We start from the raw sequence: 25,853 nt of genomic DNA on the forward strand, positions 1-25,853 counted from the left end.
CGTCGGTGTAAGCGTCTCCGTTGAGAGAAACGAAACCTCGCTTCCCGCAAGCCTGTGCGCGACGACGTGGCAACGCGTCGAAGCGACAGCGAGAAGTGAAGGGGACGCCATGAGGACTCGTACGCGCTCAGGAGCCATCGCCACAGGGTTCGCCGCACTCGCCCTGTTCGCCGGAGCCTGCTCCTCCGGCGGCGGCGGGAGCAGCAGCCAGGACAAGGCCGACGGCGGCAAGGGAAAGCAGGCGGACGCCGCCTTCAAGGAGCGCGAGTGCCTGCGCAAGCACGGCCTCAAGGTGTCCGAGCCCAAGTCCGGCGAGGACGCCCGCGGGCTCACCATCGGCGGCGACCTGAGCAAGGAGAAGATGGAGGCCGCCATGAAGGAGTGCACCGGCAAGGACGGCGGTTCCGGCGGCGGATCGGTCTCGCAGGCCGACAAGGACAAGATGCTGAAGTACGCCCGGTGCATGCGCGAGAACGGCTACAACATGCCCGACCCGAAGTTCGACGGCGGCGCCATGGAAGCCCAGAAGATGCCCGAGGGCGCCGAGGCGAAGAAGATGGAGAAGGCCGCCAAGGCGTGCAAGGACATCGTCGCGTGAGGCGCCGCACCGCCGTCGTCGCCACCGTCGTGGCCCTGCTCGCGATCACCGGCGGCGGCGTCGCCGTCACCGCCCTGGCCGACAACGGCAAGGACGGCTCCGTGAGCCGGGACGACTCCGGACTCCCGCCCGCCACCGCCCCCGTGGAACGCGGCGACCTCAGCAGCGGCACCCAGACCGACGGCACCCTCGGCTACGCCAAGGAACGCAAGATCAACGCGGGCACCACCGGCACCCTGACCTGGTCCACGGGCAGCGGCTCGACGATCGAACGCGACGGGCGCCTGTACGAGGTCAACGGCGTCCCGGTACGCCTCATGTACGGCACCGAGCCCATGTACCGCACGCTGAAGACCGGCGACGAGGGCAACGACGTACGACAGCTCGAAGAGAATCTCCAGGCGCTCGGATACGGCGCCGGTCTTGCCGTGGACGACGAGTACACGGCGGGTACGGCCGCCGCCGTCAAGCAGTGGCAGAAGGCGCACGACCAGAAGCAGACCGGGCGCGTCGGCCCCGACCAGATCGCCTTCTCGCCGGGCGGCGTCCGCGTGAAGTCCACAGAGTCGGCCGTCGGCGACCAGGTCGCGCCGGGCAAGCCGGTGCTCTCCACGACGGGCGCCGAGCGGGTCGTACGCTTCCAGCTCGACGTCACCGAGGGGAAGCTCGCCAAGGTGGGCACCAAGGTCACCGTGGACCTGCCGGACGGCTCGAACGTCAAGGGCGAGGTCGCGTCCGTCGGCAAGACGGCCAAGCCGGGCGACGACCCGGCCGACAAGACCCCCAAGATCCCGGTGACGGTCTCCTTCGACGCCCCCGGCAAGGTCGGCGGCTTCGACCAGTCCCCGGTCACGGTCAACCTCACCGGGGAGACCCGTAAGAACGTCCTCTCCGTCCCCGTCAACGCCCTGCTCGCGCTGCCCGGCGGCGGCTACGGCGTCCAGGTCGTCGAGCACGGCCGCGCCCGCCAGGTGAAGGTCGGACTCGGCATGTTCGGACAGGGGCGCGTGGAGGTCACCGGGGGCGGCCTGAAGGACGGCACGAAGGTCGGGGTGCCCAAGATATGAGCGCCGTCGTGGAGTTGGGCGGGGTCACCAAGGAGTACCCGGGCGGGGTCACCGCCCTGCGCGGCGTGGACCTGACGGTTCAGGAGGGCGAACTCCTCGCCATCGTCGGCCCCTCAGGGTCCGGCAAGTCGACGCTGCTGCACATCATCGGCACCCTCGACCGTCCCTCGGAGGGCTCGGTGGCGATCGCGGGACACGATGTCGCCACGCTCGCCGACCGCAGCCTCTCGGCGCTGCGCGCACGGCACATCGGCTTCGTCTTCCAGGCGTTCCACCTGGTGCCGGGGATCAGCGCGCGCGACAACGTGGCGGAGGGGCTCCTGTACTCCGGCCTCTCGCACGGGGAGCGCCGGGCGCGGGCCGCGGACGCGCTCGACCGGGTCGGCCTCGCCGACCGCATGAAGCACCGCCCGCACGAACTCTCCGGCGGCCAGAAGCAGCGTGTCGCCATCGCGCGCGCGGTGGTCGGTTCACCGGACCTGCTCTTGGCCGACGAGCCGACCGGCGCCCTTGACTCGGCGTCCGGCGAGGCGGTGATGGAGCTCCTTCACGATCTCAACGCGGAGGGCGCGACGATCGCGGTCATCACGCACGACACGGAGATCGCGGAGAGGCTGCCGCGGCAGGTGCGGATCCGGGACGGGCAGGTGGTGGCGGATGTGCGGTCGGCTGCCGGTGAGGGGGTGCTGGCCGGATGATCCGTACGAAGAAGGTCAGGAGTACGCGGCTGAAGGCGGCGCGACTCGGGCCGCGGGACGTGCTTCATGTCGGCTCGGCAGGTCTTCGCAGCCGCCCGGTGCGGGTCGTGCTGTCGGCGCTTGGCATCGCGATCGGGATCGCCACGATGATCGCCGTGGTGGGCATTTCCTCCTCCAGCAAGGCGCAACTCATGCGTGAGCTGGACGAACTGGGCACGAACATGCTGGTGGCTTCCCCCGGGGAGCCCATGTTCTCCGGGGAGGAGGTGGTGCTCCCGCGTGACGCGGCGGGCCGGGTCTCGCGTGTGCGGGGCGTACGGGACGTGGGCGCGACCGGCGACCTCGAACGCAGCGTGCGGCGCAGCGAGAAGATCCCCGAGGACGAGACCGGCGGCATTGCCGTCAAGGCGGCGACCGAGGGCCTGCTGAAGGTCCTTCGCGGCGAGATGGGGCACGGCACGTGGTTCAACGCGGCCAACAGCCGCTATCCGTCGATCGTCCTCGGCCATGTCGCGGCCGACCGCCTCGGCATCACGGAGCCGGGCCAGCAGGTCTGGGTGGACGACCGCTACTTCACGGTCGTCGGCATCCTCGACCCGCTGCCCCTCTCGCCCGACGTCGAGCGCTCGGCCCTGGTGGGCTGGGATGCGGCGAAGAGCGAGCTCGGCTTCGACGGCCGCCCGACATCGGTGTACGAGCGGTCCACCGACGACTCCGTGCACGACGTCCGCAGCCTGCTCGCCGCCTCGATCGACCCGGAGAACCCGCGCAACGTCCAGGTGACGGACCCGTCTTCGGCGCTCAAGGCGAAGGCGGCGACGGAGGGGGCGTTCTCCACGCTGCTGCTCGGGCTCGGCGGGATCGCCTTGCTCGTGGGAGGTGTGGGGGTGGCCAACACCATGATCATCTCGGTCCTGGAGAGACGGTACGAGATCGGCCTGCGCCGCTCGATGGGCGCGACGAAGGGGCAGATCCGGATCCAGTTCGTGACGGAGTCCCTGATGCTGTCCGGCCTCGGCGGCCTTGCGGGCATCGCACTGGGCGCGGCGGCGACCGGCGCGTACGCCGTGTCGGGCGGACTTCCCTGGGTGGTACCCCTGTGGGCGGTGAGCGGGGGGTTCGGGGCGACGCTGATCATCGGGACGGTGGCCGGTCTCTACCCGGCGGTACGGGCGGCGCGGCTGTCACCGACGTTGGCGTTGCACGCGGCTTAGTCGGGCCCCTGGGCCTGGGGCAGCGTTGGACCGCCGCTTCGCGACGGATGTCTCCCACCCACCCACCCGATTACCCGGGGTTATAGGCGGGTGGGCGGGAAAAACTCGCCGCGAAGCGGCGCCCAGAAAGCCCGCACCCCGCACGGGCACCCCGCACCCCGCACACGCTCACCCCGTACCCAACACCCCCGCCAGATCAAGCGAAGCCGCAACCCTCGCCGAGACGCTCTCCGCGTACGTCGCGTCCGCCCGTTCGAACTGGGTGCGGCTCGCGCCCCGGAGGAACGTCACCACCCCCAGCGTCCGCCCCCGGCTGCGCAGCACCGTGCACAGGGCGTGGACGGAGTCCTCCGGCCACTGCCTGGCCGCCGCCCACTCCCGGGCCCGCTCGGGAGGCGCCGTACCGGCGCTGGCCCGCACCGAACCCACCCGGTCCACGCACTGCGGGGCCGGGTGGCCCTCCAGATACCGGACGGGCAGGCCCGCCTTGGCCACCGGCAGACACGGCCCCGGAGCGCCCGCGGGCGTCGCGGCGGCGCGTACGAGCCGAACCGGGTCCCCGTCACCCGCCACCAGATCGATCAGCGCGTGGTCGGCGAACCCGGCAAGGGCGAAGTCCAGCTGGACCGTCGCCGCCTCCGTCGGATCCTCGCACTCACCCGCGGCACGCGAGGCCCGGTGCAACTGCTGCGAACGGAAGCGCAGCTGCGCCGCCTCCTGCTCCGTCTGCTTGGCCTCCGTGACGTCAAGGAAGAGCCAGCCGACCCCCAGCGGCACCGGCTCCTCCGCGAGCGGCGACGCGAGCCGCAGAAAGCCGCTGCGCCAGCAACGCCGCTCCGGCTCACCGCTCTCCGTGGCCCGCACGGAGACCCACATCTCGGCCGGCGCGGGCGGCGCACCCTCGGCGAGCACATGGCTCAGCGCGCTCTCCAGCTCCTCGACGCCCTGCCCGAGCAACTCCCCGAGGGGCCGCCCCAGCAGGGCCGTACGCCCCATCCCCAGGGCCCGCGCGGCGTGTTCGTTCGCCACGGCGGGACGGAGATCGGCGTCGACGAGCACGACACCCCAGGACGCGTTCTCCAACAGGGCCTCGCTCAAGGCGATGGACCGCTCCAGGTCGATCTGCGCATGGACCTCGCTGAAGGCGCAGTACACCCCGGCGGGCTTGCCGTCCCCGCCCCGCACGGCTGCGGACTGGGTCCGCACGAGCACCCGCCCGCCGTCTTTCGTCAGGAGCGCGAACTCGTGCACCTGCCGCCCGTGCGCGTCCATGGCGGACAGGAGCCGCGCCTCGACCTCCTCGGCGTCGGCGGTCCGCACCGCCCACCCCGCGAACCCCTGCCGCCCGACGGCCTCCGCCGCCGACCACCCGAGAATCCGCTCGGCCTCACGATTCCAGTGCGTCACCACCCCATCGGCATCGAACGCACACAACGCGGCGTCCATCCCGTCGAGCAACGCCGCAAGCAATTCGGCTCCACCTGGCCCGGGTTCTTCAGGCCCCAGCTCGTCGGTGGTCCCGCTACGCCGGGAAGCACTCACCTGGCACCCCCTGCAGGCCGTGTCCTCATGAGCTGCATGTTCTGCGACTTCCGCATGTACCGCACGTCAGATCATTGAACTCGAACGTGACGCAGCCCACAGGTACTTCCCAGAAGTTGGACGAAATCGTTGCCCCGCGTGAACGTCTCGAGACGGCTCGATGTTCCTCACAAGTCCTGCCCCCCAGAAACGAACTCACGTCTGACGATTCGCACAAATGGCTGGCCTTGAGTGCTTCCGCCCGTTGGGAGGAGTGTGATCGCTAGCGTCGTCGATGGATACGCACGAAGGGAGATCGCTCGCTCTTCGGCTTACGGCCGGAGTCTGTCCCGTTGCACGGACAGGCCGAGTGATCAGCCCGAGTCATCAAGACCATCAGGTCACAGGAAGGCGCCCTTTGATGACTACGTTTTCCGCAGGCGAGCAGACCCACCGGGCTGTGCTTCCTCAGCAGCCCGCACTGGAATCCGTGAGAGCAGACACCCTCAGGAGCAAGGACGAAACGGCTCACGGACTCCCCGCCATCGCGCGGGGCGCCGGCGGGGAACATGGGCGAGGGGAGACCGGCGGGCATCGCGTCAGACCCCGTCGGCGTCACGCCGAATCGGCCGCTGCGGCGGTGGAGACGGCAGAGATCGGGAGCGGTGACGCTCCCACGTCCCTTAGCTACGAAGGGGGCGTCGGTGCGAGCAGAGTCTTCGTACTGGCCAAAGACCGAAAGCCGTTGATGCCGTGCCACCCTGCCCGCGCCCGCGAACTGCTCGACAGCGGACGCGCTGTGATCCACCGCCAAGTCCCGTTCACCATCCGGCTGAAGGAGCGCACACGCGCCGACTCGGAAGTTGAGGGCGTGCAGATGCGCATCGACCCCGGATCCAAGGCAACTGGCCTCGCCCTCACGGACGAGAGGACCGAAAAGGGCCATCGCGGGGAGGCCGTCCTTGTGCGCCGGGGCCTGGTGACAGCCGAACTGCACCACCGCGGTGACCAGATCCGGCACTGCATGAAGCAGCGCGCCGGGTACCGGCACAGACGACGATCCGCGAACCTCCGCCACCGAGCGCCGAGAAGCGACAACCGCACCCGCCCGGATGGGTGGCTCGCCCCCTCGGTGCGCCACCGTGTCGACACCACCGTTTCTCTGGTGAATCGCTTCTGCCGGTACGCGCCGGTCACAGGGATACACGTCGAGAGCGTCATGTTCGACTCTCACTCAATGAGCGTGGGCAAGCAGCTCAGAGGGGCCGAGTACCAGAACGGCGCACTCGCCGGAACCGACGCTCGCGCATACCTGCTCACCACTCGGGGCAGAGCCTGCGGCTACTGCGGAGCGACCGGCGTCCCTCTGAACATCGACCACGTCCACCCCGTCAGTCGTGGTGGTACCAGCAGACTCTCCAACCTCGTGCTCGCCTGCGCCCCTTGCAACCAGGCCAAGAGCAGCACGCCTGTCACCCAGTTCCTCGCCGATCGCCCTGGCCTGCTCGCGGAGATCCTGGCGCAGACCCGGAGGCCCCTGCGCGATGCCGCCGTCATGAACTCGACCCGCCGACAGCTCACCGAGGCACTGGGCGTTCTCGGTCCGCCAGTGCATACCTGGCCGGGCGGCCGCACTCATCGGAACCGGACGGCGATGGGGCTCGACAAGACCCAGACCATCGACGCCCTCGCCGTAGGCGACCTGGATCGTGAGAACGGCGGCAGGATCGTCAGAGTGCCCGCGCGCGTTCTGGTCATGAAGGCCACCGGACGTGGCTCCTACGCCCGCACCACCCCCGACCGCTTCGGCTTTCCCCGACTTCGAAGGGCACGGACCAAACAGCACTTCGGATACGTGACCGGGGATCTCGTCCGTGCCACGGTGCCCACCGGCAAGTGGGCGGGCACCTGGAAGGGACGTATCTCTGTACGAGCCAGGGGCCAGCACAGCATCACCACGCAGACGGGGCGGATCAACGTTTCCTACCGGAATCTGCGGCTGCTCCAGCGCGGCGACGGATACGCCTACGACACACGGCAGGAGCCCGTCTCACCGGCTTCCGAAAAAAGCGGTTGAGCCGAGCCGAACCAGTTCCTAGGCTGTCGGTCATCACGGAGAGGAGGTGGTTCGGCAGATGTATGGAAACCGGACGCGTGAGGTGACTGCGGGCTAGTGGCCCGTCGTCGCAACTCGATTTCGGCGCCGGACCAGCACGTGTGATGTGCGTGCGACCGGCCCAATCCCAAGCAGTCACCCGACCCGCGAGCCGCCGGTGAGTCCGGCCGGCTTCCCGCCGTCCCGTACGGCGGGGACCACGGCTCGCGGGTCGTCTGCGTTCCGGCGGAAGAGCTGGGCTCAGCCCTTGCTGACCGCCGTAAGAATCTCCGGCAGCCGCCGCGCCACCCTCGGCGCCGCGAGCCGTACGCCGAAGTACGTGATCACCGCTCCGTAGACCCCGCCGAGCGGCAGCAGCAGCCAGGTCCAGGAGTCCGCGTCCGATACGTGCAGCCAGATGGTGAAGGCGATGACCGGGGCGCAGAGCAGGGCCGCGGCGACCATTCCGCCGAAGATCGAGATCCAGGCCAGGCCCGCCTGGCCCGGGGCCACGTTCTTGTAGCCCTCCTGCGGGATCGAGTAGGGGAAGCGGGCCGATGTCCACGCGCCCGTCGCCAGCATCGCGCCGAGCAGGGCGAAGGAGAGGCCGAGCGCCTCCGGCAGGCCGGTCCAGTCGCCGAGCACCGCCGCCGTGATGACCGTCACCAGGGTCGCGTACGGCACGGTGATCACCATCAGTGCCAGTGCGCGGGCACGGAGTTCGACGTACGCGTCGTACGTCGACGAGATCGTTGTCGCCACCATCCAGAACGCCGAGGTGTCCTGGCCGAACTGGTTGTACATCAGGACGCCGAGCATCCCGGCCGCGAAGCACGCGAAGTAGATCGACCCCGTGCCCTGCATGGCGTTGAAGAGCGGCACGATGAGCCCGATGGCCAGGGACGTCACCCAGGCCGCCTTCGTCTTCGGGTCGCGCCACACGTAGCGCAGGCTGCGCTCCATGACCGTGCCGGTGCGTCCGCCGGGCAGCAGCCTGCCCGGGCCGCGCGCCGAGCGGGCCTTGGAGGGTTCCGCCGCCGCGAGCGTCGAGCCGTCGGGGGTCGTCATGAGGTGGGTGAGGCTGCGCTGCCAGAGGGCCAGGAGGGCGGCGAGCGCGGCGGCGCTCAGGGCCAGTTGTGCGATCCCCGCCGCGTACGAGCCCTCGCTCACCGAGTCGACGGCGCCGATCGCCGACGCGGGCGGGATCCAGCGGACGACGTCCGCCACGGGGTCGAGCTGCGAGAGCCCCGAGGAACCGAGCCGCTGCGCCCCGAAGTTGACGAGCTGTGCGCCGACCGCGATGACCAGGCCGCTCAGAACGGCCAGATCACGCCCCTTGCGGCTGGTCAGGAGGCGGATGTTGGCGGCGGCGACGGTGCGCGCCAGGGCCACGCAGATGAGCAGCGTCAGCGCGATGGCCAGGACCGCGGTGACGGCCGCCGCCGCACCGTGCGCGAGGGAGATCACCGCGCCGACAGCGAGGCAGAGCGTGAAGAGCGGGCCGATGCCCACCAGGGACGCCACGAGGAGCGCGCGCACCAGTGGCCGCGGGCGCAGCGGCAGCATCACCAGGCGGGTGGGGTCGAGGGTCTCGTCGCCGCTGGGGAAGAACAGCGGCATCACCGCCCAGCCGAGCGCGAGCACCGCGGTGAGCAGGACGGAGACGGTGGCGGCGTGTTCGTTGCCGCGCAGGACGATCAGGCCGAGGAGTTGGAGTGCGGCGACGAGGAGCGCCGCGACGACGGACGCGATGTAGGCGGCGCGGCGTCCTGACGACTGGTGCAGGCCGTTGCGCAGGAGCGAGAGCTTGAGCCGTACGAAGACGGGCGTGATGGAGGGGGCGGAGGCCGCAGTAGGTACTGCTGTCCGGGCCGCGCTCATCGGGTGCCGCCGCCCAGCCAGTCGAGGTGCGAGCCGTTGTCGCGGCCGTTGGCGCCGACCAGTTCCAGGAACGCCTCCTGGAGCGAGGGGGCGGCGCCGCGCACCTCGGCGAGGGTGCCCTGGGCGCGGATGCGTCCCGCGGCCATCACGGCGACCCAGTCGCAGAGCGATTCGACGAGTTCCATGACGTGCGAGGAGAAGACGACGGTGGCGCCGGACGCGGTGTAGCGCTCCAGGACGCCGCGGATGATCTGCGCGGACACCGGGTCGACGCCCTCGAAGGGCTCGTCGAGGAAGAGGACTTCGGGGTTGTGGAGCAGCGCGGCGGCGAGGCCGATCTTCTTCCGCATGCCCGTGGAGTAGTCGACGACCAGTTTGTGCTGGGCGCCCGCGAGGTCGAGCACGTCAAGGAGTTGGGTCGCCCTCTTGTCGACCTCGTCGCCGGGGAGCCCGCGAAGGCGTCCGGTGTACGCGAGGAGTTCGCGCCCCGAGAGGCGCTCGAAGAGGCGAAGGCCTTCGGGGAGGACGCCGATGCGGGCCTTGACCTGGACGGGGTCGGCCCACACGTCGTGGCCCACGACCTCCACGGTGCCCTGATCCGGGCGGAGGAGTCCGGTCACCATGGAGAGGGTGGTGGTCTTGCCGGCGCCGTTCGGGCCGACGAGGCCGATGAACTTGCCCGCGGGGAGGGTGAGGTCGATCCCGGCGACGGCGATCTGCTGGCCGAAGGCCTTCCAGAGTCCCTGTACTCGTACCGCCGGGTGTGCTGCCGCCGGGTCTTCCTCGGTCACGGTGTCCGCCGCCCTCTGTCGTCGTCGCCTTTGACCGTGCACGATACGGCTTGGGCACCGTCATCACCGGCTTCGCCGAGTTCGTCCTCGAACGCCGGACAGGCTCTACCTCCGCGCCTCCCGCCCGCACGCGTAGGCCAGCGGCGAGATGATCTCCTCCGCGTCGGGCAGCCACCGGTTCGCCGCGGTGGGGCTGCACGCCCACTGCACGGCGCCCGTCGCGCCGAAGCGGGTCGGGGGCGCGGCGACGTAGGACCCCTCGCCAAGGGCGACGAGGTCGATCGCGGCCGGCGGCCACCCGAGCTTGCGTACGAGCTCCGGCACCTTCGCGGTGGCTCCGGGGAGGACGAAGAACTGCATTCGGCGGTCCGGCGTGCAGGTCACGGGGCCGAGCGTCAGCTCCATGCGCTCCATGCGGGCAAGGGCGAGGAACCCGGCCGTCTCGGGTACGTCGATCGCGTCGAAAGTGCGGCCTGTCGGCAGCAGGATCGAGGACTTCGGCTGCTTGGTCCACAGCCGCCTGGCCGCGGTCGCGCTCCCCGTCGCCTGCGTCGCCCAGTCCTCGCGCGCCGGGTGCGAACCGGGCGCCGTACACGCGGCGTCACCGCACGAGCAGATTTCGGCCCCCTCGACGGACTCGAGCCATGTTCCGGGGAACACGTCCCAGTGGCGCTCTTCCGCGTATCGCACGGCCGTGTCCAGCAAGGATTCTCCGCGCTGCTTCGGGATGTGCGCGGCTGACGTGACTCCCATGGTCTCTTCCACGGACTTCTCAACTCCGCCCGACACCTACGGTTACGGCCGTCGCGTGCGCGGGGGCGGAGCATCGATCCTGCATGTGGGGCGCATGGGTGCACGGGCGGGGGCGCGCATGGGGAATGGGTTCCATGTGCGGGTAGCCAGGACTGGGGCACTCCGAAGAAGCGGCCCGGTTACCGACTTATGGTCCGTTTGTGGTGCATCTTCCGTTTGTTCCAGGGGCATTGATCATCTGGGGTGGCTGATTCCGGCCCCTCCGTCCAGTCCGTCCAGATGAACCACGGTGCACATCAGGGGGTACGCCATGGCCGCAAGGCCGCTCGTCGCGCGGCAGCCCAATGAAAGGCTGCAGGCACTCATTCAGGAAGCGGGTTGCTCGAACGCGGGTCTGGCCCGCCGGGTCAACATGTGCGGTGCGGAGCACGGTCTCGATCTGCGCTACGACAAGACGTCGGTCGCCCGGTGGCTGCGGGGCCAGCAGCCGCGCGGCAGGGCTCCCGGCATCATCGCGGAGGCGATCGGCCGCAAGCTGGGCCGGACCGTCACGATCGACGAGATCGGCATGGCGAACGGCAAGAACCTCGCGTCCGGCGTCGGTCTGCAGTTCTCGCCCACCGTGCTCGGCGCCATCGAGCAGGTCTGCGAGCTGTGGCGCAGCGACGTGGGGCGGCGGGACTTCCTGTCCGGTTCGTCCGTCGCCGCGTCCGCCCTCGTCGAGCCGAGCCGCGACTGGCTGATCTCGTCGCCGGACGCGCAGGTCGGGCGGATGGCGGGGCCGCGGGTGGGACTCTCCGACGTGGCGGCGGTGCGGGCCATGACGGAGGCGCTGACGAAGCTCGACCACCAGTACGGCAGCGGGCACGTGCGGCCGGTCGTCGTGCACTATCTGAACAGCGTGGTGTCGGGGCTGCTCGCCGGTTCGTACCGCGAGTCCGTGGGGCGCGAACTGTTCGCCGCCGTCGCGCGGTTGACGGAGCTCGCCGGGTACATGGCGGTGGACACGGGCCAGCCGGGTCTGGCCCAGCGCTACTACATCCAGGCGCTGCGGCTCGCACAAGCGGCGGGCGACCGGGGGTACGGCGGGTACGTACTGGCCGCGTCCATGAGCCATCTCGCGGCCCAGCTGGGCAATCCGCGGGAGATCGCGCAGCTGGCTCGGGCGGCACAGGAGGGGACGCGCGGGCGGGTCACCCCGCGCGCGGAGGCCATGTTCTACGCCGCTGAGGCCAGGGGACACGCGCTGCTCGGGGACGGGCGCTCCACGCAGGTCGTCGCGGGCCATGCGGTCGAGGCGATGGACCGGGCGGCGGGGGAGGCGGACTCGGGCGACGACCCCGTGTGGATCCGGCACTTCGACCATGCGTATCTGGCCGATGAACTGGCTCATTGTCACCGTGACTTGGGTCAGGCGGACGCGGCGGCGCGCAGTGCGGAGGAGTCCCTCGCGGGGCACCCCGAGACGCGGGCGCGGCGGCGGGCGATCGGCCTCGTCCTGCTCGCCACCGCGCAGGTGCAGCGCCGGGACATCGAGCAGGCGTGCCACACGGGCCTGAAGGCGGTCGAACTCCTCGGCACGCTGCGGTCGAACCGGGGCGCGGAGTATCTGGAGGACTTCCAGGACCGGCTCGCGCCGTACCGGGAGGAGCCTGTGGTGCGGGAGTTCGGGGCGCGCGTGGACGTCCAGGCGGCGTGAAAGGGCGGGATCGGGGAGTGGGCTCGGGGTGCGGGATCCGATCGCGTGAAGAATTTGTGATGTGTGTCGCGCAACGGTGAACGTGGCCCGTCCCTGCCCTTTCCGCACCGTGAATGTCCAACTCCCTTACGCGAGCGCCCCTTCTTGGCGACGTAACCAGCGTTTCGCGGAGAGCTTTTGTTACTTCCGCGATTAAAGCGGCCATGGAGGTTTGAGCTGCGTGGCAGACGGCTGTGGGGACCCGGTAGCGTGAGCCGACGGTTCCGTAGGTTCCCCCATACGTAGGAGTCCCGGTGACGCAGCAGAGCGGGCATGGCGCCGCTTCCTCCGATCCGCACCCCGCGGACCGGCACGCGCACGAAGGCATCGTGCTGCCTGCCGACGGAAGCGAGCCGTTGATGCCCGGCACCACCGGCGACCAGGTGGCCCCTCCCGGCGGCAGCCCCTGGGGCCAGCCGTGGGGCCCGGCCCCGGCGGACCCGCCGCCCGGCTCCGGCCAGGCGTGGGACTCCCCGGCCGGCCAGCAGCAGTCGTACGGCGCGGGCACCCCGCTGCCCGCCGAGGGCACGCAGCAGCCTCATCAGCAGCCGTATCAGCCGCAGCATCACCAGGGCTATGGGCAGGGCCCTTCCTACGGTGGCCAGCAGTCTTATGGGGGCCAGCAGTCCTACGGGGGGCACGGGGGTCAGCACTCGGACGCTTCCTACCCTCCGGACGCTTCGTACGGGGGCCAGGCGCAGGGCGCTTCCTACGGGCCCCAGAGCGGGCCCCAGAGCGGGCCCCAGAGCGGCCCGTACGCGGGCCAGGCCCAGGGCGGTCGGCACGCGGGGCAGCACGCGGGCCCGCAGGCCGCTGACGGGCCCTACGCGGGCCAGCAGCAGGCAGGTCAGCTGCCGCCCGCCGTCCAGGCAGGGCAACTTCCCCCGGGCAGCTCCGGTTCCGGCGGCCCCGGCCCCGGCTCCGGCGGCGCGGGCGCACCGCTTCCGCCCGTAGCGGGAGGCGTCGCACCGCTTCCGCCCGCCGCCCCGGGTGACGCGGACGCCACGCAGTACATACCGGCGATGCCCGGCAACGGCGCCGGGGTCGACGAAGGCGCCACGCAGTACATACCCCCCGTGGCTCCCGGCGCCCTGCCGCCCGAGGCGCCCGCCGGAGATGCCACGCAGTTCCTGGGACACGGACCCATGCCGGGCGCGCCCATGCCCCCCGCGGCCGGTTCCGACAGCGAGCCCACGCAGTTCATACCCCCCGTGCCCGCCGAGCCCGGCAAGGCGCCCTTCGGGATACGGCCGGGCGCCCCGGGTGACCGGCAGCCGCCCGCCGAGTTCGACAGCCTCTTCCGCACCGAGCAGCCGGAGCCCGAAGGCCCCGCGTCGACCCAGCAGATGCCCCGCTTCGAGCCGCCGCAGCCCGCCGGCCAGGGCCAGGCCCAGGGCCAGTTCCAGGCACAGGCGCACGGCGACGGCGGAGGCGGAGGCCGTGCGGCGCGCCGTGCCGCTGCCGCCGCTCCCGCCTCGCGCGGCGGGGGCCGCACCGGCTCGAAGGTGCCGCTCTTCGCGGCCATCGGTGTCGCCATCGCGCTGATCGGCGTCGGAGCGGGCGCCCTCCTCAGCGGCGGCGGCGACGAGGAGAAGGACAACCCCAAGACCGTCTCCGACTCCGCGCCGTCCGACGAGAAACCGTCGCCCTCCGTCGACCCCGCCAAGGAGCAGGCAGTCGCCCTGGACAAGCTCCTCGCCGACAGCAACAACAGCCGCGACTCGGTGATCGCCGCCGTACGCAACGTAGGAAAGTGCGACAACCTCGGTCAGTCGGCCACCGATCTGCGCAACGCGGCCAAGCAGCGCAACGGCCTGGTCACGAGCCTCTCGGAGCTCTCCGTGGACAAGCTCCCGGCCCACGCCCAGCTGACCGCGTCCCTCACCAAGGCCTGGAAGGCGTCCGCCGCGGCCGACAACCACTACGCCGCGTGGGCGGGTCAGGTCGCGGGCAAGAAGGGCTGCAGGAAGGGCCACGCCCGCGGGACGGCGCAGGCGGTCGCGGGGAACAAGTCGAGCGGCGAGGCGACCACGGCCAAGCAGGAAGCGGCCGAGCTGTGGAACGCCGTCGCCAAGCAGTACGGGCTCACCACCCGCGACAAGTCGCAGCTGTAGGAAGAGCGGCGGGACGAGCGCCGGGAGCGGGTCACTTCACCCGCTCCAGGGTCTTCGAGACGTTCACGAAGCCCTTCCGCGCGGGCACCAGACGGCCGTCCCGCACCTCCTGGAACGTGACGTCGGCGTTGATCAGGCGCGGGAAGTCACTGGCCGCGAGCATGTCCTTGAAGCGCCAGCTCAAGGTGGGCGTGAGACCGCCCGTCTCGACCTTGAGCCCCCGGTCGAGGGCCCGCCGCAGCGTCCGTGACGAGACCTCGCCGCCGTCGAGCGACTCGACGGCCTTCTTCAGGACGGTGTAAGCGATCCACGTCGTCTGCACGCCCGCGTCCGTCGGGTCGACCCGGTTGTCGCCGAAGGCCTGCTCGCGGATGGCCTCGCGCATCTCGTCCCAGCGGGCATCGCTCGCCGCCGGGTACCAGCTGGTGACGTAGGCGCCTTCGTACGGTCCTTCGCCGCCGCCCGTGCGGTCGATGAGGGACTGGTCGATGCTGCCGAGCACGGAGGAGATCTTCGTGGTCGGGTACGCGTCCCGGGTGCGCCGGTAGGAGTCGTAGAACGTGTCCGTGCGCTCGCCGAGCGCCGCCGTCACACAGCCGCCGGTGCCCGCGCGGTCCAGCGCCTGCTCGGCCTGGGCCGTGAAGTCGGTGCCGTCCTCGGGCGCCCGGATGTCGGCGGAGGGCCTCCGGTGGCCCTCGGTGAGGCCCGCGTCCAGGAGCCTGTGGAGATCGTCGCCGGCGATCGTGTCGGGGCGTACGAGGGAGACGCGCTCGCAGCGGGCGGCGAGCTGCCTGCCGTTGCCCGCCATGAGTGCCGGCTGGCCGCCGTTGACGGGGTACGACAGGGGGCTGCTGAACTCCTCGTCCGTGACGCCGTATCCGCCGATGTAGGGGATGCCGGCGACCTGGAGGGGGGAGAGGAAGGACTGGCCGTGCTGGCTGTAGGAGCCGACGACGGCCGCGACCTCCTTGTCGACCGCCTCGCGGGCGCAGTCGGCGGCGCCCACCGGGTCGTTGTGGTCGTTGCAGGTGATGACCTTGAGCTTGTGGCCGTCGAGCCCGCCGTTCGCGTTGACCCAGCGCGCATAGGCCTGTGCCATCGCGGGGATGCCGGGCTTGTTGGTCGCCTTGGTCTTCTCGGGGGCCCAGGTCATGACGGTCACGGGGTCCTCCCTGGATCCCCCCGTGGAACCAGGGATGACCCCGCACGCGGCGGTCAGGGACGCACACACCGCCACCAGGGCGGTGAGGGACGCGGTTCTGGAGGGGCGGGAGAGCAAGGTGCGTCGCGAGACGGGCATGGTCATGCACCATTCCGCCGCAGCGCCAACCATGGAGTGACGCGCTCTCAACGCATGGTGACAAGAAGGTGAATGGCAGGGGCCGATTCGGCTGCGCGAAAGGGGAACGTACGATCGATGACCGTGCAAGGTTCGGAGAACTCTTCCCGTCGCGGCAGTCGCTCAAGCACCATGGGCGGCATGCCAACGAACGACATGCCGTGGTGGCGCTGGCGCAGCAACGTGCGCTCGGCGCTGCACATGCTCTCCGACCCGGGGTTCCAGCGTGAGTGCTGGCTCGCCGGGCGCGATGAGTACGGGGACGTGACCGACGCCGTATACCGCCTGGTCGAGGACACGTGGCTCGACAACTGGTCCGCCGAGAAGTACGTCGGGACGATCTTCCGTGACGCGGAGGAGGCGGCTCTCGTCGACGCGGCGGTGCTGCGGGTCTTGCGGATCATGCACGAGGTGGGGCCGGACGCGTTGGTCTCCGCCTATCTGGATCACCCGGGCTGGCCCGAGGCGGTCCGGGCGGCTCGGGAGGCTCATGTGCGGCTCTCCGTGAGCGATGGCGAGGAGCCGGATGTGCCGCCCCGGACCCTTGAGATCCTTCGGATCATGACGAGGACCGCAGGTTGAGCGCACCTGCGGGCCGGTGGGGGCTTGTCGCGCCCACGCGGCGGAGCCGCATATGCCACAGCCCCGCGCCCCTTACGGGGCTCGGTCCGCGGTAGGTGTCGGTTGTGGGAACCTTGGGCGCATGAACGAGCCGTCCGTCGCCGCGTCCGCCGACCCCGCTGAGCAGTACGTCCTCACCCTCTCCTGCCCGGACAAGCAGGGCATCGTGCACGCCGTGTCGAGTTACCTCTTCATGACCGGGTGCAACATCGAGGACAGCCAGCAGTTCGGCGACCGCGACACCGGTCTCTTCTTCATGCGCGTCCACTTCTCCGCCGAGCCCCCGGTGACGGTGGAGAAGCTGCGGGCGAGCTTCGCGGCGATCGGCGACTCCTTCCACATGGACTGGCAGCTGGGCCGCGCCGACGACAAGATGCGCGTCGTGCTCCTGGTGTCGAAGTTCGGGCACTGCCTGAACGACCTGCTGTTCCGTTCGCGGATCGGCGCGCTGCCGGTCGAGATCGCGGCGGTCGTCTCCAACCACACGGACTTCGCCGAGCTGGTCGGCTCGTACGGCATCCCCTTCCACCACATCCCGGTGACCAAGGACAACAAGGCGCAGGCCGAGGCGCAGATCCTGGAGGTCGTGCGCGGCGAGAACGTGGAGCTCGTCGTCCTCGCCCGCTATATGCAGGTGCTCTCGGACGACTTCTGCAAGCAGCTCAGCGGCCGGATCATCAACATCCACCACTCCTTCCTGCCGAGCTTCAAGGGCGCGAAGCCCTACCACCAGGCGCACGCGCGCGGTGTGAAGCTGATCGGCGCGACCGCGCACTATGTGACGGCGGACCTCGACGAGGGCCCGATCATCGAGCAGGAGGTCGAGCGGGTCGGCCACGACGTCACGCCGAACCAGCTGGTCGCGATCGGCCGCGACGTGGAGTGCCAGGCGCTCGCGCGGGCCGTGAAGTGGCACGCCGAGCGCAGGATCCTGCTGAACGGCCACCGCACGGTCGTCTTCGCCTAGCGACGGCTCCCTGCCGGGCTCTCCGCCGGGCTCTCTACATACGGCTCAGCGACTACATACGGCTCAGCGACGCCGCCGCGAACAGTACGTCCTTGATCGCCTTGCGGTCCCCGTCCTGTCCCGCCGCCGCCTCCTGGGGAGACACGTGGCCCGCGGCCAGGCGGCAGAACTCGACGCCGTCAAGGGCGACATGGGCCACCTCGCGGTCGGCCGACGCGTCGGCGCCGGGGGAGTCGAGCGGGATGAACCACTCGCCGCCGCCCATGCCCTCGATCTCCAGGCGCAGGCTCCGGCCGGGAGCGCCCGCCGCCACCAGGCCGTGCGCCGGGTCGGCGAGACCCGAGCGACGGCGTTCGGCGAGGGTGCCGGGGAGCAGCCGGGCGGCGAGGTCGATCATGCGGTGCAGATGGCGCGGGGACGGCGGCTCGTAGGGATAGTCCACGGCGTCGGCGATGTCGCCCGCGTGGATCCAGCACTCGAAGGCGCGGTCGAGCATCGAGTCCCGCAGCGGCAGTTGGACGCGGCGGCCCTCGTCGTCCGGGGCGCTGTACGGAACGCTGAGGCGGCCCGAGCCGGGGCCGTACGCGCCGCCTGCCGTGAAGGACACCGTGCGGATCAGCTCGTGGGTCTGCTCGCGCCAGGGGCCGCGCACTCCGCGGGTGGGCGGGAAGTACGAGGCGCTCCAGTACGCCTCGGTGCGGCGGCTGGGGTCGGAGGGCTGTGTGCCCTCCCTGCCCAGCGGGTCGTCGAGGCCGAGAGCGAGCGCGACCAGGCCGTCGACGGCGAGGAGGTGCGCGATCACCCCGGCCACCGTCGTCCTGCGGCTGACCTGCTGGTCCTTGTCGAACCACCGGAGGTCCACCGGGGCGTGCCACTCCGATTCGCCGATGTCGCGGAGCAGCGCGTCGAGCCGCGCGGTCTCGGCGTCGTACGGCATGGCCCACTCGGGCACCGGGATGCGTGGCGGGCGTCGGCCGAGGCAGCTCTCGATGACGCGGTTGCGCAGGCTCGGGTCGAGGTCGAGGCTCTCCTCCTGGTGCAGCAGGCCCACCGCGTCGCGCAGCCGCAGGGCCTCTTCCGCGCAGGGCCCGCAGTGCCCCAGGTGCTCCTCGACGGCCATGGCCTCGTCGACCGAGCAGGCCGCGAGCGCCCAGGCTCCGAGGAGGGACTTCAGGACGCGGTGGTCGAGGGCGGGGGTGAGGGCGACGGGAGGGGCGGGCAAGGGGGCGCCGGTGTCCTCTATGGAGGTGCGGGGGAGCGGTATACGGGGCGGCCTGCGGGCGTCCCGCTGCTCGCCCCGGTCCGGGTCCTCGAACGGTTCCTGCCGGTCGGGGCCGTTCACAGCGCTCTCCCGTAACCGGGGGGCGGGCCCGGTGCGGGGTGCGGTTCCGCGGGGCCCGCCACGTCGTTCGCGGTGGAGAGCAGTTGCAGGCCCAGGCGGAGGCGGCGCCGCGCCTCGTCCTCCGTCACGCCGAGATCGGCCGCCGTCTGGCGGTAGTCGCGCCGCTGGAAGTAGGCGAGCTCCAGGGCGGCGCGCAGCGGTGCGGGCATGGCCGTGACGATGTAGTCCGCGCGGGCGGCTGCGGAGGCGCGGCGCACCTTGCGCTCCAGGTCCTCCGTGGTGCCCTCGCCGCCGCGGGCCAGGGCTGCGGCCTCGGTCTGGCGCAGCCGCCGTACGGCCCGCTGGTGGGTGAGCGTGGCGACGTAGGAGCGCAGGGGGCCTTGTTTGGGGTCGTACGCGTCGGGGTTCTCCCAGATGTGGGTGAAGACCTCGCGGGTGAGCCGGTCGGCGGCGTCCTCGTCGCCGAGCACGCGGTGGGCGAGGCCGTGCACGAGGGAGGCGAAGCGGTCGTACAGCTCGCCGAGCGCGGCTGCTTCCCCGTGCGCGAGCCGCTGCTGCATGCGACGGTCCCAGCGACGCGGCGCGTCCTTCGTCATGCGGCCCCCTCGCGTGCCGTTCCTTGCCCGTGCCGACAGCTCTTGCCCGTGTCTGCGACGTTCGAATCGAAACTCTCCATCGAATGTAGTCGCCACCACCGACAACGCACTCCCTTTGCGGCAAAGTGCGCCGCCGCCCCGTCTCGGATGATAGGGAAAGACGTTCCTGGTGTTTCATGGGGAAGAGCCGGGGCAGCCGCGACGTACGCAGGAAGCGTAGGCAAGGCTTCCGTATAGGCGGGCCGAGCTACGAGCGAGCGGTATCAGCGAGCGGGAGGCGTGCGAGTGACGCTGCAGGTGGCGGTGGACGAGCAGGACGGCTGGGCCGTTCTGCGGGTGTCCGGCGAAATGGACCTGGTGACCTCGCCCATCGTGCGCCAGCGCGTGCACGACGCGGTGGCCGACGGTCGCCACAGCCTCGTCCTCGACCTCTCCGACGTCCTGTTCTGCGATTCCAGCGGCGTCGGCGTACTGATAGCCACGCGCCGCCTGTTCCGCTCCTGTCAGGGCCGCCTGCGCCTGATCCTGCCCGCGAAGGGCGCCGAGGACGGCTCCCACGTGAACCGCGTCTTCGCGGCCCTCGGCGTACGCCGACTCTTCGAGGTCTTCCCGGACGTGACGGCGGCGGTCGACGACGAGGCGATCCCGCTCTCCGCGTGACGCCCCCGCCCGAGGCCGAGGCGGACCCAAAAGATCATCAGGGAACGGCCCCTGGTACAACCTCTCTTGTTCCGGTCTTGGCACAAGCGTCGGCTTCCCGCCTCCGGGCGGTCGCCGAAGACGTACGCTCGCTGCCAGAGACACCCGGGGAACTCCCTGTGCACACGCACCCAACCGCAGAAGTGAGGCGGCCCGAACACCATGGACAGTGCCGAGTACGAGCGTAAGATCGCGGCCCGTTTCGCCACCTTCGATCAAGATGGCAATGGCTACATCTCCCGTGAGGACTTCAGCACGGCGGCCGCCGCCCTGCTCACCGAGTTCGGCGCGACGGCACGCTCCGAGAAGGGCCAGTCCCTCTACATCGGGGCCGAGGCCTTCTGGCAGGGCATGGCCGGGATCGCCGACCGTGACGGCGATCAGCGGATCACCAAGCCCGAGTTCGTGGGCGGTGCCGTGAAGCGCCTGCGGGACAACCCGGCCCGGTTCGCCGAGATCGCACGCCCGTTCCTGGACGCCGTGATCGCGGTCGCGGACGGCGACGGGGACGGCGCCGTCAGCCCCGGCGAGGTCGAGCGCGTCCTGAAGGCCCTCGGTGTCCCGCAGGACATCGCGAGCGCCGCGGGCGGCTCGCTCGACACGGACGGGGACGGGCGCGTGACGGAGGAGGACATCGTCGCGGCGTTCGCGGCGTACTTCACGGTTCCTGAGTGAGTGTGCCCAGTTCCTGAGCGAGCCGGGCCGACCGGGTCGGCTAGCTCGGCGCGAACCGCTCCCGCAGCTTGTACTTGAGCACCTTGCGCAACGTCTCGTTACGGGGAAGGGCCTCCACCAACTCCAGTTGCTCCGGCAGCTTGTACGTGGAGAGCCCCTCCCCGCGCAGATACGCCGTCACGGACTCCAGGGTCAGGGCGGGCACCTCGTCGCCCGCCGAGCGCAGGCCGCCCGCCGGTCGCTCCTCGATCACCGCGCAGACCCGTTCCCCCCGTTCGGGGTCAGGGAGGCCGATCACCGCCGCGTCCTGCACGGCCGGATGCCGGTGGAGCAGGTCCTCGATCTCCTTCGCGGAGATGTTCTCGCCCTTGCGGATGATGATGTCCTTGGCCCGTCCTGTCAGGACGAGATGCCCCGTCGCCCGTACGTGCCCCAGGTCACCCGTGATCAGGAAGCCGTCCGCGTCGAAGACCCCCGCACTCTGCTCGGGGTCCACGTACCCCTGGCAGACGGCCTCGCCGCGCAGCCGCACCTCGCCGTCGACCCCGGCGGGCACCTCCTTGCCCTCGGCGTCCGTGACCCGGATCTCCATCCCCCGGGGCGGCAGACCTTCCGTCGTCGCCAGGTTCTCGGCGGTGTCGTCCGGCGCACCCATGGTGATCATCGGCACCTCGGTCATGCCGTAGCCGTGGGTGAGCTGGCAGCCCATCTCCCGTACGACCGCGTGGTAGATCTCCGGCGGCTTCGGCGCACCGCCGCCCGCGAGGAGGCGCAGGGTCGGGATGACCTTCTCGCCCGGCGCGAGCTTGCCCTGCTCCACGAGCTTTCGCTGCTCGGTGAGGAACATCGAGTAGAACGCGGTCGACCCGCCCGCCACCGTCACGCCGTGCCGCCGGTAGCCGTCGAGCGCGTCCGGCAGCGCGAAGTACTCGAACATCACCGCGGGGAAGCCGTACAGGAGCAGCATCACCGTGTAGTCGGGGCCCGCGATGTGCGCGAAGGGGAACGCCATCGAGCCGACGTCGTCCGCCGACAGATGCAGCGCGTGCGCGAGACACGAGCCGCCCGCTATCAGTGAACGGTCCGTGTGCAGCACACCCTTGGGGTCGGACGTCGTGCCCGAGGTCCAGTAGATCCAGCGCACCGACGTGCCGTCGGAGGGCGGCGGGGGCAGTACGGAGGGGTCGGCGTCCGGCAGGTCGTCGTACGCGTACGCCTCGAAGACGCCACGCGCGCCGAGCCGCCGCGCCATCTCCGTGTGGTCGAAGCCGCGCCACACCCCCGGCACGGCGAAGAACTCGGCCTTCGACTCCCGTAGTGCGAAGCCGACTTCGCGGTCGCGGTAGAAGGGGATGACCGGCGACTGGACCGCGCCGATACGGGCGAGCGCGAAGGAGAGCAGGGCGGTCTCGATGCGGGTGGGCAGCTGCCAGGCCACGACGGTGCCGGGGCGTACGCCCCTCTCGTAGAGCCCGGCGGCCACGCGTTCGCACCGGTCGCGCAGCTCGCCGAAGGTCAGGCGCCGGTCGTCGGCGGGGCCGCCCTGACCTGCGGACGCCTGGATCAGGACGGGGGCGTCGGGCGTGAGAGCGGCGCGGCGTTCGATGAGCTCCCAGAGGGTGCGGGAGGCGCCGAGCGCGTGCGCGGTCTCGTCGACTGCGTTCCCTGAGGCCTTCATGTGATCCCCTCGCGGCCGGAGTCCAGCGGGATGAGAGACGGATAGCTGACGATCAGTCAGATCGTGTCGAGAGCGTAAGGCTCACCGCCTTGTCGGTCCAGGGGTGCGGAGCTAGCCTGCCGTCTGACGGGTCATCAGATAGTGGCCCGCCCCGGTGGGACTGGACGGGCGGCCGGAGGAGACACCATGACGGACAGGCGGGCCTGACGTGGACCTCACGTACACCGAGGAGGAGGAATCCTTCCGGGCCGGACTGCGCGAGTGGCTGGCCAGGACGCTTCCTCAACTACCCGCCCGCCCAGACCCGTTGGACTGGCCGGGGCGGCGCGCGTACGACATGGGCTGGCAGCGCAGGCTGTACGACGCCGGGTACGCGGGCCTGCACTGGCCCGTCGACGCGGGTGGCCGTGGGGCCACCCCCACCCAGCACCTCATCTACCTGGAGGAGACGGAGAAGGCGGGCGCGCCCTACGTGGGGGCCGGCTTCGTAGGGCTGCTGCACGCGGGCCCGACCATCGCATCCGAAGGGACGCCGGAGCAGCGGGCCCGATGGCTGCCGCCCGTCCTGCGCGGCGACGAGGTGTGGTGCCAGGGATTCAGCGAGCCGGACGCGGGCTCGGACCTCGCGTCACTGCGCACGCGCGCGTGGCGGGACGGCGACGACTACGTGGTGAGCGGTTCCAAGATCTGGACATCCCACGCGGAGGTCGCCGACTGGTGCGAACTCCTCGTGCGTACGACACCGGTGAGCGAGGACGTGCCCAAGCACCGCGGCATCTCCTGGCTCGCGATGCCGATGGACGCCCCCGGGATCACGGTCAGACCGCTGCGCACGCTCGCGGGGTCGACCGAGTTCGCCGAGGTGTTCCTCGACGAGGTGCGGGTGCCCGTCGCGAACCGGGTCGGCGCGGAGAACGACGGCTGGCGCGTGACGATGGTGACGCTGTCGTACGAGCGCGGGACGGCCTTCGTGGGGGAGGTCGTCGCCTGCCGCCGCGTCCTTGGCGATCTGGCCCGCGAGGCCCGCAAGAACGGGCGCTGGGACGACGCGGTCCTGCGCCGCAGGCTCGGCAGGCTGAGCGCGGAGTTCGGTGCGCTGTGGCGGCTCACGCAGTGGAACGTCAGTGAGTCGCAGCGGGCGGGGGGCGGTGTGCCGGGAGTGGGCGGATCCGTCTTCAAGCTGCGGTACTCGCACGCACGGCAGGAGCTGTACGAGGCCGCGGGCGAGGTCCTCGGCCCCGGCGCGCTCGACCTGGGCCACGAGTGGACCCTGGACCGGCTCTCCGCCCTCTCGTACACGATCGCCGCCGGTACCTCGCAGATCCAGCAGAACATCGTGGCCGAGCGGATACTCGGCCTTCCGAAGGGGCGGTGAGGGTTCGTATGGACTTCCAACTCTCGGATGATCAGCTGGCGTTGAGGGGCGGGATGCGGGAGATCTTGGAGGGGCGGTTCGACGCGGGCGCGCTGCGGGCCGCCGCGGACTCCTCCGGGGATCGGGTTGCCTCGCTCGACAGGGCCCTCTGGCGGGAGCTCGGGGACGCCGGGTTCTTCTCGCTGCGGGTGCCTGAGGGGGAGGGCGGGGTCGGACTCGGGCTTCCGGAGGCCGTGTTGGCCTTCGAGGAGGCGGGGCGGGCGTTGCTTCCCGGGCCGCTGGTGGCCACGTTCCTCGCGGCCGGGGATGTCGCGGGGGCGGATCGGGGGACGGTCGTGGTGACGGCCGTGTCCGGCGGGCTCGGCGGCGGGCTCGTTCCCTGGCTGGATGAGGCGGACGTGGTCCGGGGGGATGTCTCCGGCGCCGTTCCGCTGCGGTCCGTCGATCCGCTGACGCCGCTGCACCGGGTGCCCGGTGGCGGAGGGGCGGCGATCCCGGGGGCGGGGGCGGGCGCAGTGGCGGAGGCGGATCTGCTGATCGCCGCCGAGCAGTTGGGCAGTGCGGGGAAGACCTGCGAGATGGCCGTCCAGTATGCCCGGGAACGTACGCAATTCGGGCAGGCCATCGGGGCATTCCAGGCCGTCAAGCACCTCTGCGCGCAGATGCTGGTCCGCGTCGAGGTCGCCCGTGCCGCCGTGTACGCCGCTGCCGTCACCGCAGACGTACTGGAGATCGCGGCGGCCAAGCTGCTCGCCGACGAGGCGGCGGTGCGGGGCGCGCGGGACTGTCTTCAGGTGCACGGCGGGATGGGGTTCACCTGGGAAGCCGATGTGCATCTGCATCTCAAGCGGGCCTGGGTGCGGGCCGGCCTCGGCCAGGCGGCGGCCCGGGCGGAGGAGGAGCTGGCGGCGGCGCTGTGAACTCTGTGGCCTGTGGGGCCTCTGTGCGAAGAGTGATCGACTTGTGGAGTCCCCCAAGTGGGGGGAGGCTACGGAGCGTCGATATCGGGTTGTGTCCTACGCGTGACTCGTCACGGCATGGAGTCGGGCTTCCGCTCCGGTACCTTGTGTGAGATGCGAGTGGTTCTGAGGTCGAGCCATGCCGGTGTTGCCCCTGAGGTGGCGCCGGACCTGGCGATGCGCAGCGCTCGCAGTGCAGGAAGGGGCTGTATGCCCGCCTGTTCGACCCCCCGCAGCGCGCGTCGCACAGTATGCCGCACGCGTACTCCTTCGCGCTGGTATATGCCTGAAGCGCTTGTTGGGGTGACTGAACGTCAACCATGCTGTCTCTCAAGGGGATCACGTTCCGTGACCCTTTGGAGTCGCGAGGCGATGTGTCCGCCGGTTCGGATGGTGTGAGCGGTGCAGGTGCTTCATGTTCAGCTGGAGGTCAGGCCCGACCCCGCGGAGGTGGGGCGGGCCCGCAGGTGGGCGCGTTCGCGGCTCGCCTGTTCCGGAATAGGGGTCGACGAGCCGCTTGCCGAGACGTTGATCCTGCTGATCTCGGAGTTGGTCACCAACGCGGTCGTGCATACGGGCTGTCCTGCCGTACTGCGCATGCGGCTCCCGGACGCCCCTGATGCCGCCGAGGAAGCCGCGGGGGCCGCAGGGAGCACGGGAGTCGCGGGGGCCGCGGGGGCTGCGGGGTCCGCACAGGCGGGCCCCGGGGCCGGGACGGTCAGGGTCGAGGTCGCCGATGCCAGCGCCCGCCCGCCGACACCGCGGCACGCGGACGGCGACGCGACCAACGGCCGCGGCCTCGAACTGGTCGAAGGCCTCGCCGACCGCTGGGGCTGGCAGGCCGAAGGTGCGGGCAAGAGCATCTGGTGCGAGGTGGACCGGTGCGAGCCGGGCGTGGGGGCGGCCGCGTTCGACGGGGCGACCTACGAGGACTACGAGGACTACGAGGGCGTCGCGTACGAGGCGGTCTGAGCTCCGCATGCCGGGGCCGGGCGCCCGCATGCGCCGCCGCGTGCCACGATGCGCGGTCGTGCGCGGCCGGTATAAAAGCGGCATAATTCACTAATCGCCGGACGGGTGTTGACGTACCGTGTCCGATTGGTCACGCTTGTGTGCAGCGATTCGCCGCGAG

At 71.0% G+C, this 25,853-nt stretch carries 22 protein-coding genes; 14 read left to right on the forward strand and 8 right to left on the reverse strand.

Features of this window, described 5'->3' with window-relative positions:
* Window positions 1–109: 109 nt before the first annotated feature.
* The 4 genes from ACWFRJ_RS20525 to ACWFRJ_RS20540 are packed head-to-tail and all read left to right on the forward strand — an operon-like array spanning window position 110 to window position 3,577.
* Window positions 110–598, forward strand: coding sequence for a hypothetical protein (locus ACWFRJ_RS20525; RefSeq protein WP_453532493.1), 489 nt, complete (start codon window positions 110–112; stop codon window positions 596–598).
* Window positions 595–1,665, forward strand: a complete 1,071-nt coding sequence (locus ACWFRJ_RS20530) for a peptidoglycan-binding protein (protein ID WP_453532496.1) — start codon at window positions 595–597, stop codon at window positions 1,663–1,665. Before ACWFRJ_RS20525 ends, ACWFRJ_RS20530 begins: the two co-directional genes overlap by 4 nt.
* A complete protein-coding gene (locus ACWFRJ_RS20535) occupies window positions 1,662–2,363 on the forward strand; it encodes an ABC transporter ATP-binding protein (RefSeq protein WP_453532499.1) in 702 nt (233 codons plus the stop codon). Before ACWFRJ_RS20530 ends, ACWFRJ_RS20535 begins: the two co-directional genes overlap by 4 nt.
* Complete coding sequence (locus tag ACWFRJ_RS20540) at window positions 2,360–3,577, forward strand: ABC transporter permease (RefSeq protein WP_453532502.1); 1,218 nt, start codon at window positions 2,360–2,362, stop codon at window positions 3,575–3,577. Before ACWFRJ_RS20535 ends, ACWFRJ_RS20540 begins: the two co-directional genes overlap by 4 nt.
* Window positions 3,578–3,745: 168 nt before the next feature.
* Here the strand turns inward: ACWFRJ_RS20540 and ACWFRJ_RS20545 are convergent, their stop codons facing one another.
* A complete protein-coding gene (locus tag ACWFRJ_RS20545) occupies window positions 3,746–5,119 on the reverse strand; it encodes a PAS domain-containing protein (protein WP_453532505.1) in 1,374 nt (457 codons plus the stop codon).
* 619 nt (window positions 5,120–5,738) lie between these two features.
* Here ACWFRJ_RS20545 and iscB point away from each other — a divergent pair.
* Entirely contained in the window at window positions 5,739–7,175 is a 1,437-nt protein-coding gene (gene iscB / locus ACWFRJ_RS20550; RefSeq protein ID WP_453532508.1) for an RNA-guided endonuclease IscB, read from the forward strand.
* A gap of 279 nt (window positions 7,176–7,454) precedes the next feature.
* On the opposite strand, the gene ACWFRJ_RS20555 is transcribed toward iscB, so the two are convergent.
* From ACWFRJ_RS20555 to ACWFRJ_RS20565, 3 genes are all read right to left on the reverse strand, one after another.
* The gene (locus tag ACWFRJ_RS20555; RefSeq protein WP_453532511.1) at window positions 7,455–9,074 is read right to left on the reverse strand and encodes a transporter; all 1,620 of its coding nucleotides are present in this window, start codon (window positions 9,072–9,074) and stop codon (window positions 7,455–7,457) included.
* Window positions 9,071–9,865 carry an ABC transporter ATP-binding protein gene (locus tag ACWFRJ_RS20560; RefSeq protein ID WP_453532514.1) on the reverse strand — a complete coding sequence of 265 codons (795 nt, stop codon included), beginning with the start codon at window positions 9,863–9,865 and terminating at the stop codon, window positions 9,071–9,073. Before ACWFRJ_RS20560 ends, ACWFRJ_RS20555 begins: the two co-directional genes overlap by 4 nt.
* 105 nt (window positions 9,866–9,970) lie before the next feature.
* A complete protein-coding gene (locus tag ACWFRJ_RS20565) occupies window positions 9,971–10,618 on the reverse strand; it encodes a bifunctional DNA primase/polymerase (RefSeq protein WP_453532517.1) in 648 nt (215 codons plus the stop codon).
* A 310-nt stretch (window positions 10,619–10,928) separates the two neighbouring features.
* Here ACWFRJ_RS20565 and ACWFRJ_RS20570 point away from each other — a divergent pair, with 310 nt between their 5' ends.
* Complete coding sequence (locus tag ACWFRJ_RS20570) at window positions 10,929–12,317, forward strand: transcriptional regulator (RefSeq protein ID WP_453532520.1); 1,389 nt, start codon at window positions 10,929–10,931, stop codon at window positions 12,315–12,317.
* A 293-nt stretch (window positions 12,318–12,610) separates the two neighbouring features.
* Entirely contained in the window at window positions 12,611–14,470 is a 1,860-nt protein-coding gene (locus ACWFRJ_RS20575) for a hypothetical protein (protein WP_453532523.1), read from the forward strand.
* Between the two features lie 31 nt (window positions 14,471–14,501).
* On the opposite strand, the gene ACWFRJ_RS20580 is transcribed toward ACWFRJ_RS20575, so the two are convergent.
* Window positions 14,502–15,776 carry an ABC transporter substrate-binding protein gene (locus tag ACWFRJ_RS20580; RefSeq protein WP_453532526.1) on the reverse strand — a complete coding sequence of 425 codons (1,275 nt, stop codon included), beginning with the start codon at window positions 15,774–15,776 and terminating at the stop codon, window positions 14,502–14,504.
* 111 nt (window positions 15,777–15,887) lie between these two features.
* Here ACWFRJ_RS20580 and ACWFRJ_RS20585 point away from each other — a divergent pair, with 111 nt between their 5' ends.
* On the forward strand, window positions 15,888–16,391 hold the full coding sequence (locus tag ACWFRJ_RS20585; protein ID WP_453532529.1) for an SCO4402 family protein: 504 nt from the start codon (window positions 15,888–15,890) through the stop codon (window positions 16,389–16,391).
* A 121-nt stretch (window positions 16,392–16,512) separates the two neighbouring features.
* Window positions 16,513–17,397: a formyltetrahydrofolate deformylase gene (gene purU / locus ACWFRJ_RS20590; protein ID WP_453532532.1), complete on the forward strand. Its 885-nt coding sequence runs from the start codon at window positions 16,513–16,515 to the stop codon at window positions 17,395–17,397.
* 52 nt (window positions 17,398–17,449) lie between these two features.
* On the opposite strand, the gene ACWFRJ_RS20595 is transcribed toward purU, so the two are convergent.
* Window positions 17,450–18,739 carry an MDMPI N domain containing protein gene (locus ACWFRJ_RS20595; RefSeq protein ID WP_453532535.1) on the reverse strand — a complete coding sequence of 430 codons (1,290 nt, stop codon included), beginning with the start codon at window positions 18,737–18,739 and terminating at the stop codon, window positions 17,450–17,452.
* A complete protein-coding gene (locus tag ACWFRJ_RS20600; protein ID WP_453532538.1) occupies window positions 18,736–19,335 on the reverse strand; it encodes a sigma-70 family RNA polymerase sigma factor in 600 nt (199 codons plus the stop codon). Before ACWFRJ_RS20600 ends, ACWFRJ_RS20595 begins: the two co-directional genes overlap by 4 nt.
* Window positions 19,336–19,620: 285 nt before the next feature.
* Between ACWFRJ_RS20600 and ACWFRJ_RS20605 the strand changes: the two genes are divergently transcribed.
* Window positions 19,621–19,995, forward strand: a complete 375-nt coding sequence (locus tag ACWFRJ_RS20605) for an STAS domain-containing protein (RefSeq protein ID WP_383271439.1) — start codon at window positions 19,621–19,623, stop codon at window positions 19,993–19,995.
* Window positions 19,996–20,196: 201 nt separating this feature from the next.
* A complete protein-coding gene (locus ACWFRJ_RS20610) occupies window positions 20,197–20,709 on the forward strand; it encodes an EF-hand domain-containing protein (RefSeq protein ID WP_453532542.1) in 513 nt (170 codons plus the stop codon).
* Window positions 20,710–20,749: 40 nt separating this feature from the next.
* Here the strand turns inward: ACWFRJ_RS20610 and ACWFRJ_RS20615 are convergent, their stop codons facing one another.
* Complete coding sequence (locus tag ACWFRJ_RS20615) at window positions 20,750–22,387, reverse strand: AMP-binding protein (protein ID WP_453532545.1); 1,638 nt, start codon at window positions 22,385–22,387, stop codon at window positions 20,750–20,752.
* Window positions 22,388–22,595: 208 nt separating this feature from the next.
* On the opposite strand from ACWFRJ_RS20615, the gene ACWFRJ_RS20620 reads away from it, so the two are divergent.
* The 3 genes from ACWFRJ_RS20620 (at window position 22,596) to ACWFRJ_RS20630 (ending at window position 25,693) form a co-directional block, all read left to right on the forward strand.
* Window positions 22,596–23,762, forward strand: coding sequence for an acyl-CoA dehydrogenase family protein (locus ACWFRJ_RS20620; RefSeq protein ID WP_453532548.1), 1,167 nt, complete (start codon window positions 22,596–22,598; stop codon window positions 23,760–23,762).
* 8 nt (window positions 23,763–23,770) lie between these two features.
* Window positions 23,771–24,682, forward strand: coding sequence for an acyl-CoA dehydrogenase family protein (locus ACWFRJ_RS20625; RefSeq protein ID WP_453532551.1), 912 nt, complete (start codon window positions 23,771–23,773; stop codon window positions 24,680–24,682).
* A 441-nt stretch (window positions 24,683–25,123) separates the two neighbouring features.
* Window positions 25,124–25,693 carry an ATP-binding protein gene (locus ACWFRJ_RS20630; protein WP_453532554.1) on the forward strand — a complete coding sequence of 190 codons (570 nt, stop codon included), beginning with the start codon at window positions 25,124–25,126 and terminating at the stop codon, window positions 25,691–25,693.
* The last annotated feature ends 160 nt before the right edge of the window (window positions 25,694–25,853 follow it).

It is taken from the genome of Streptomyces sp. NPDC055239 (assembly GCF_053606205.1).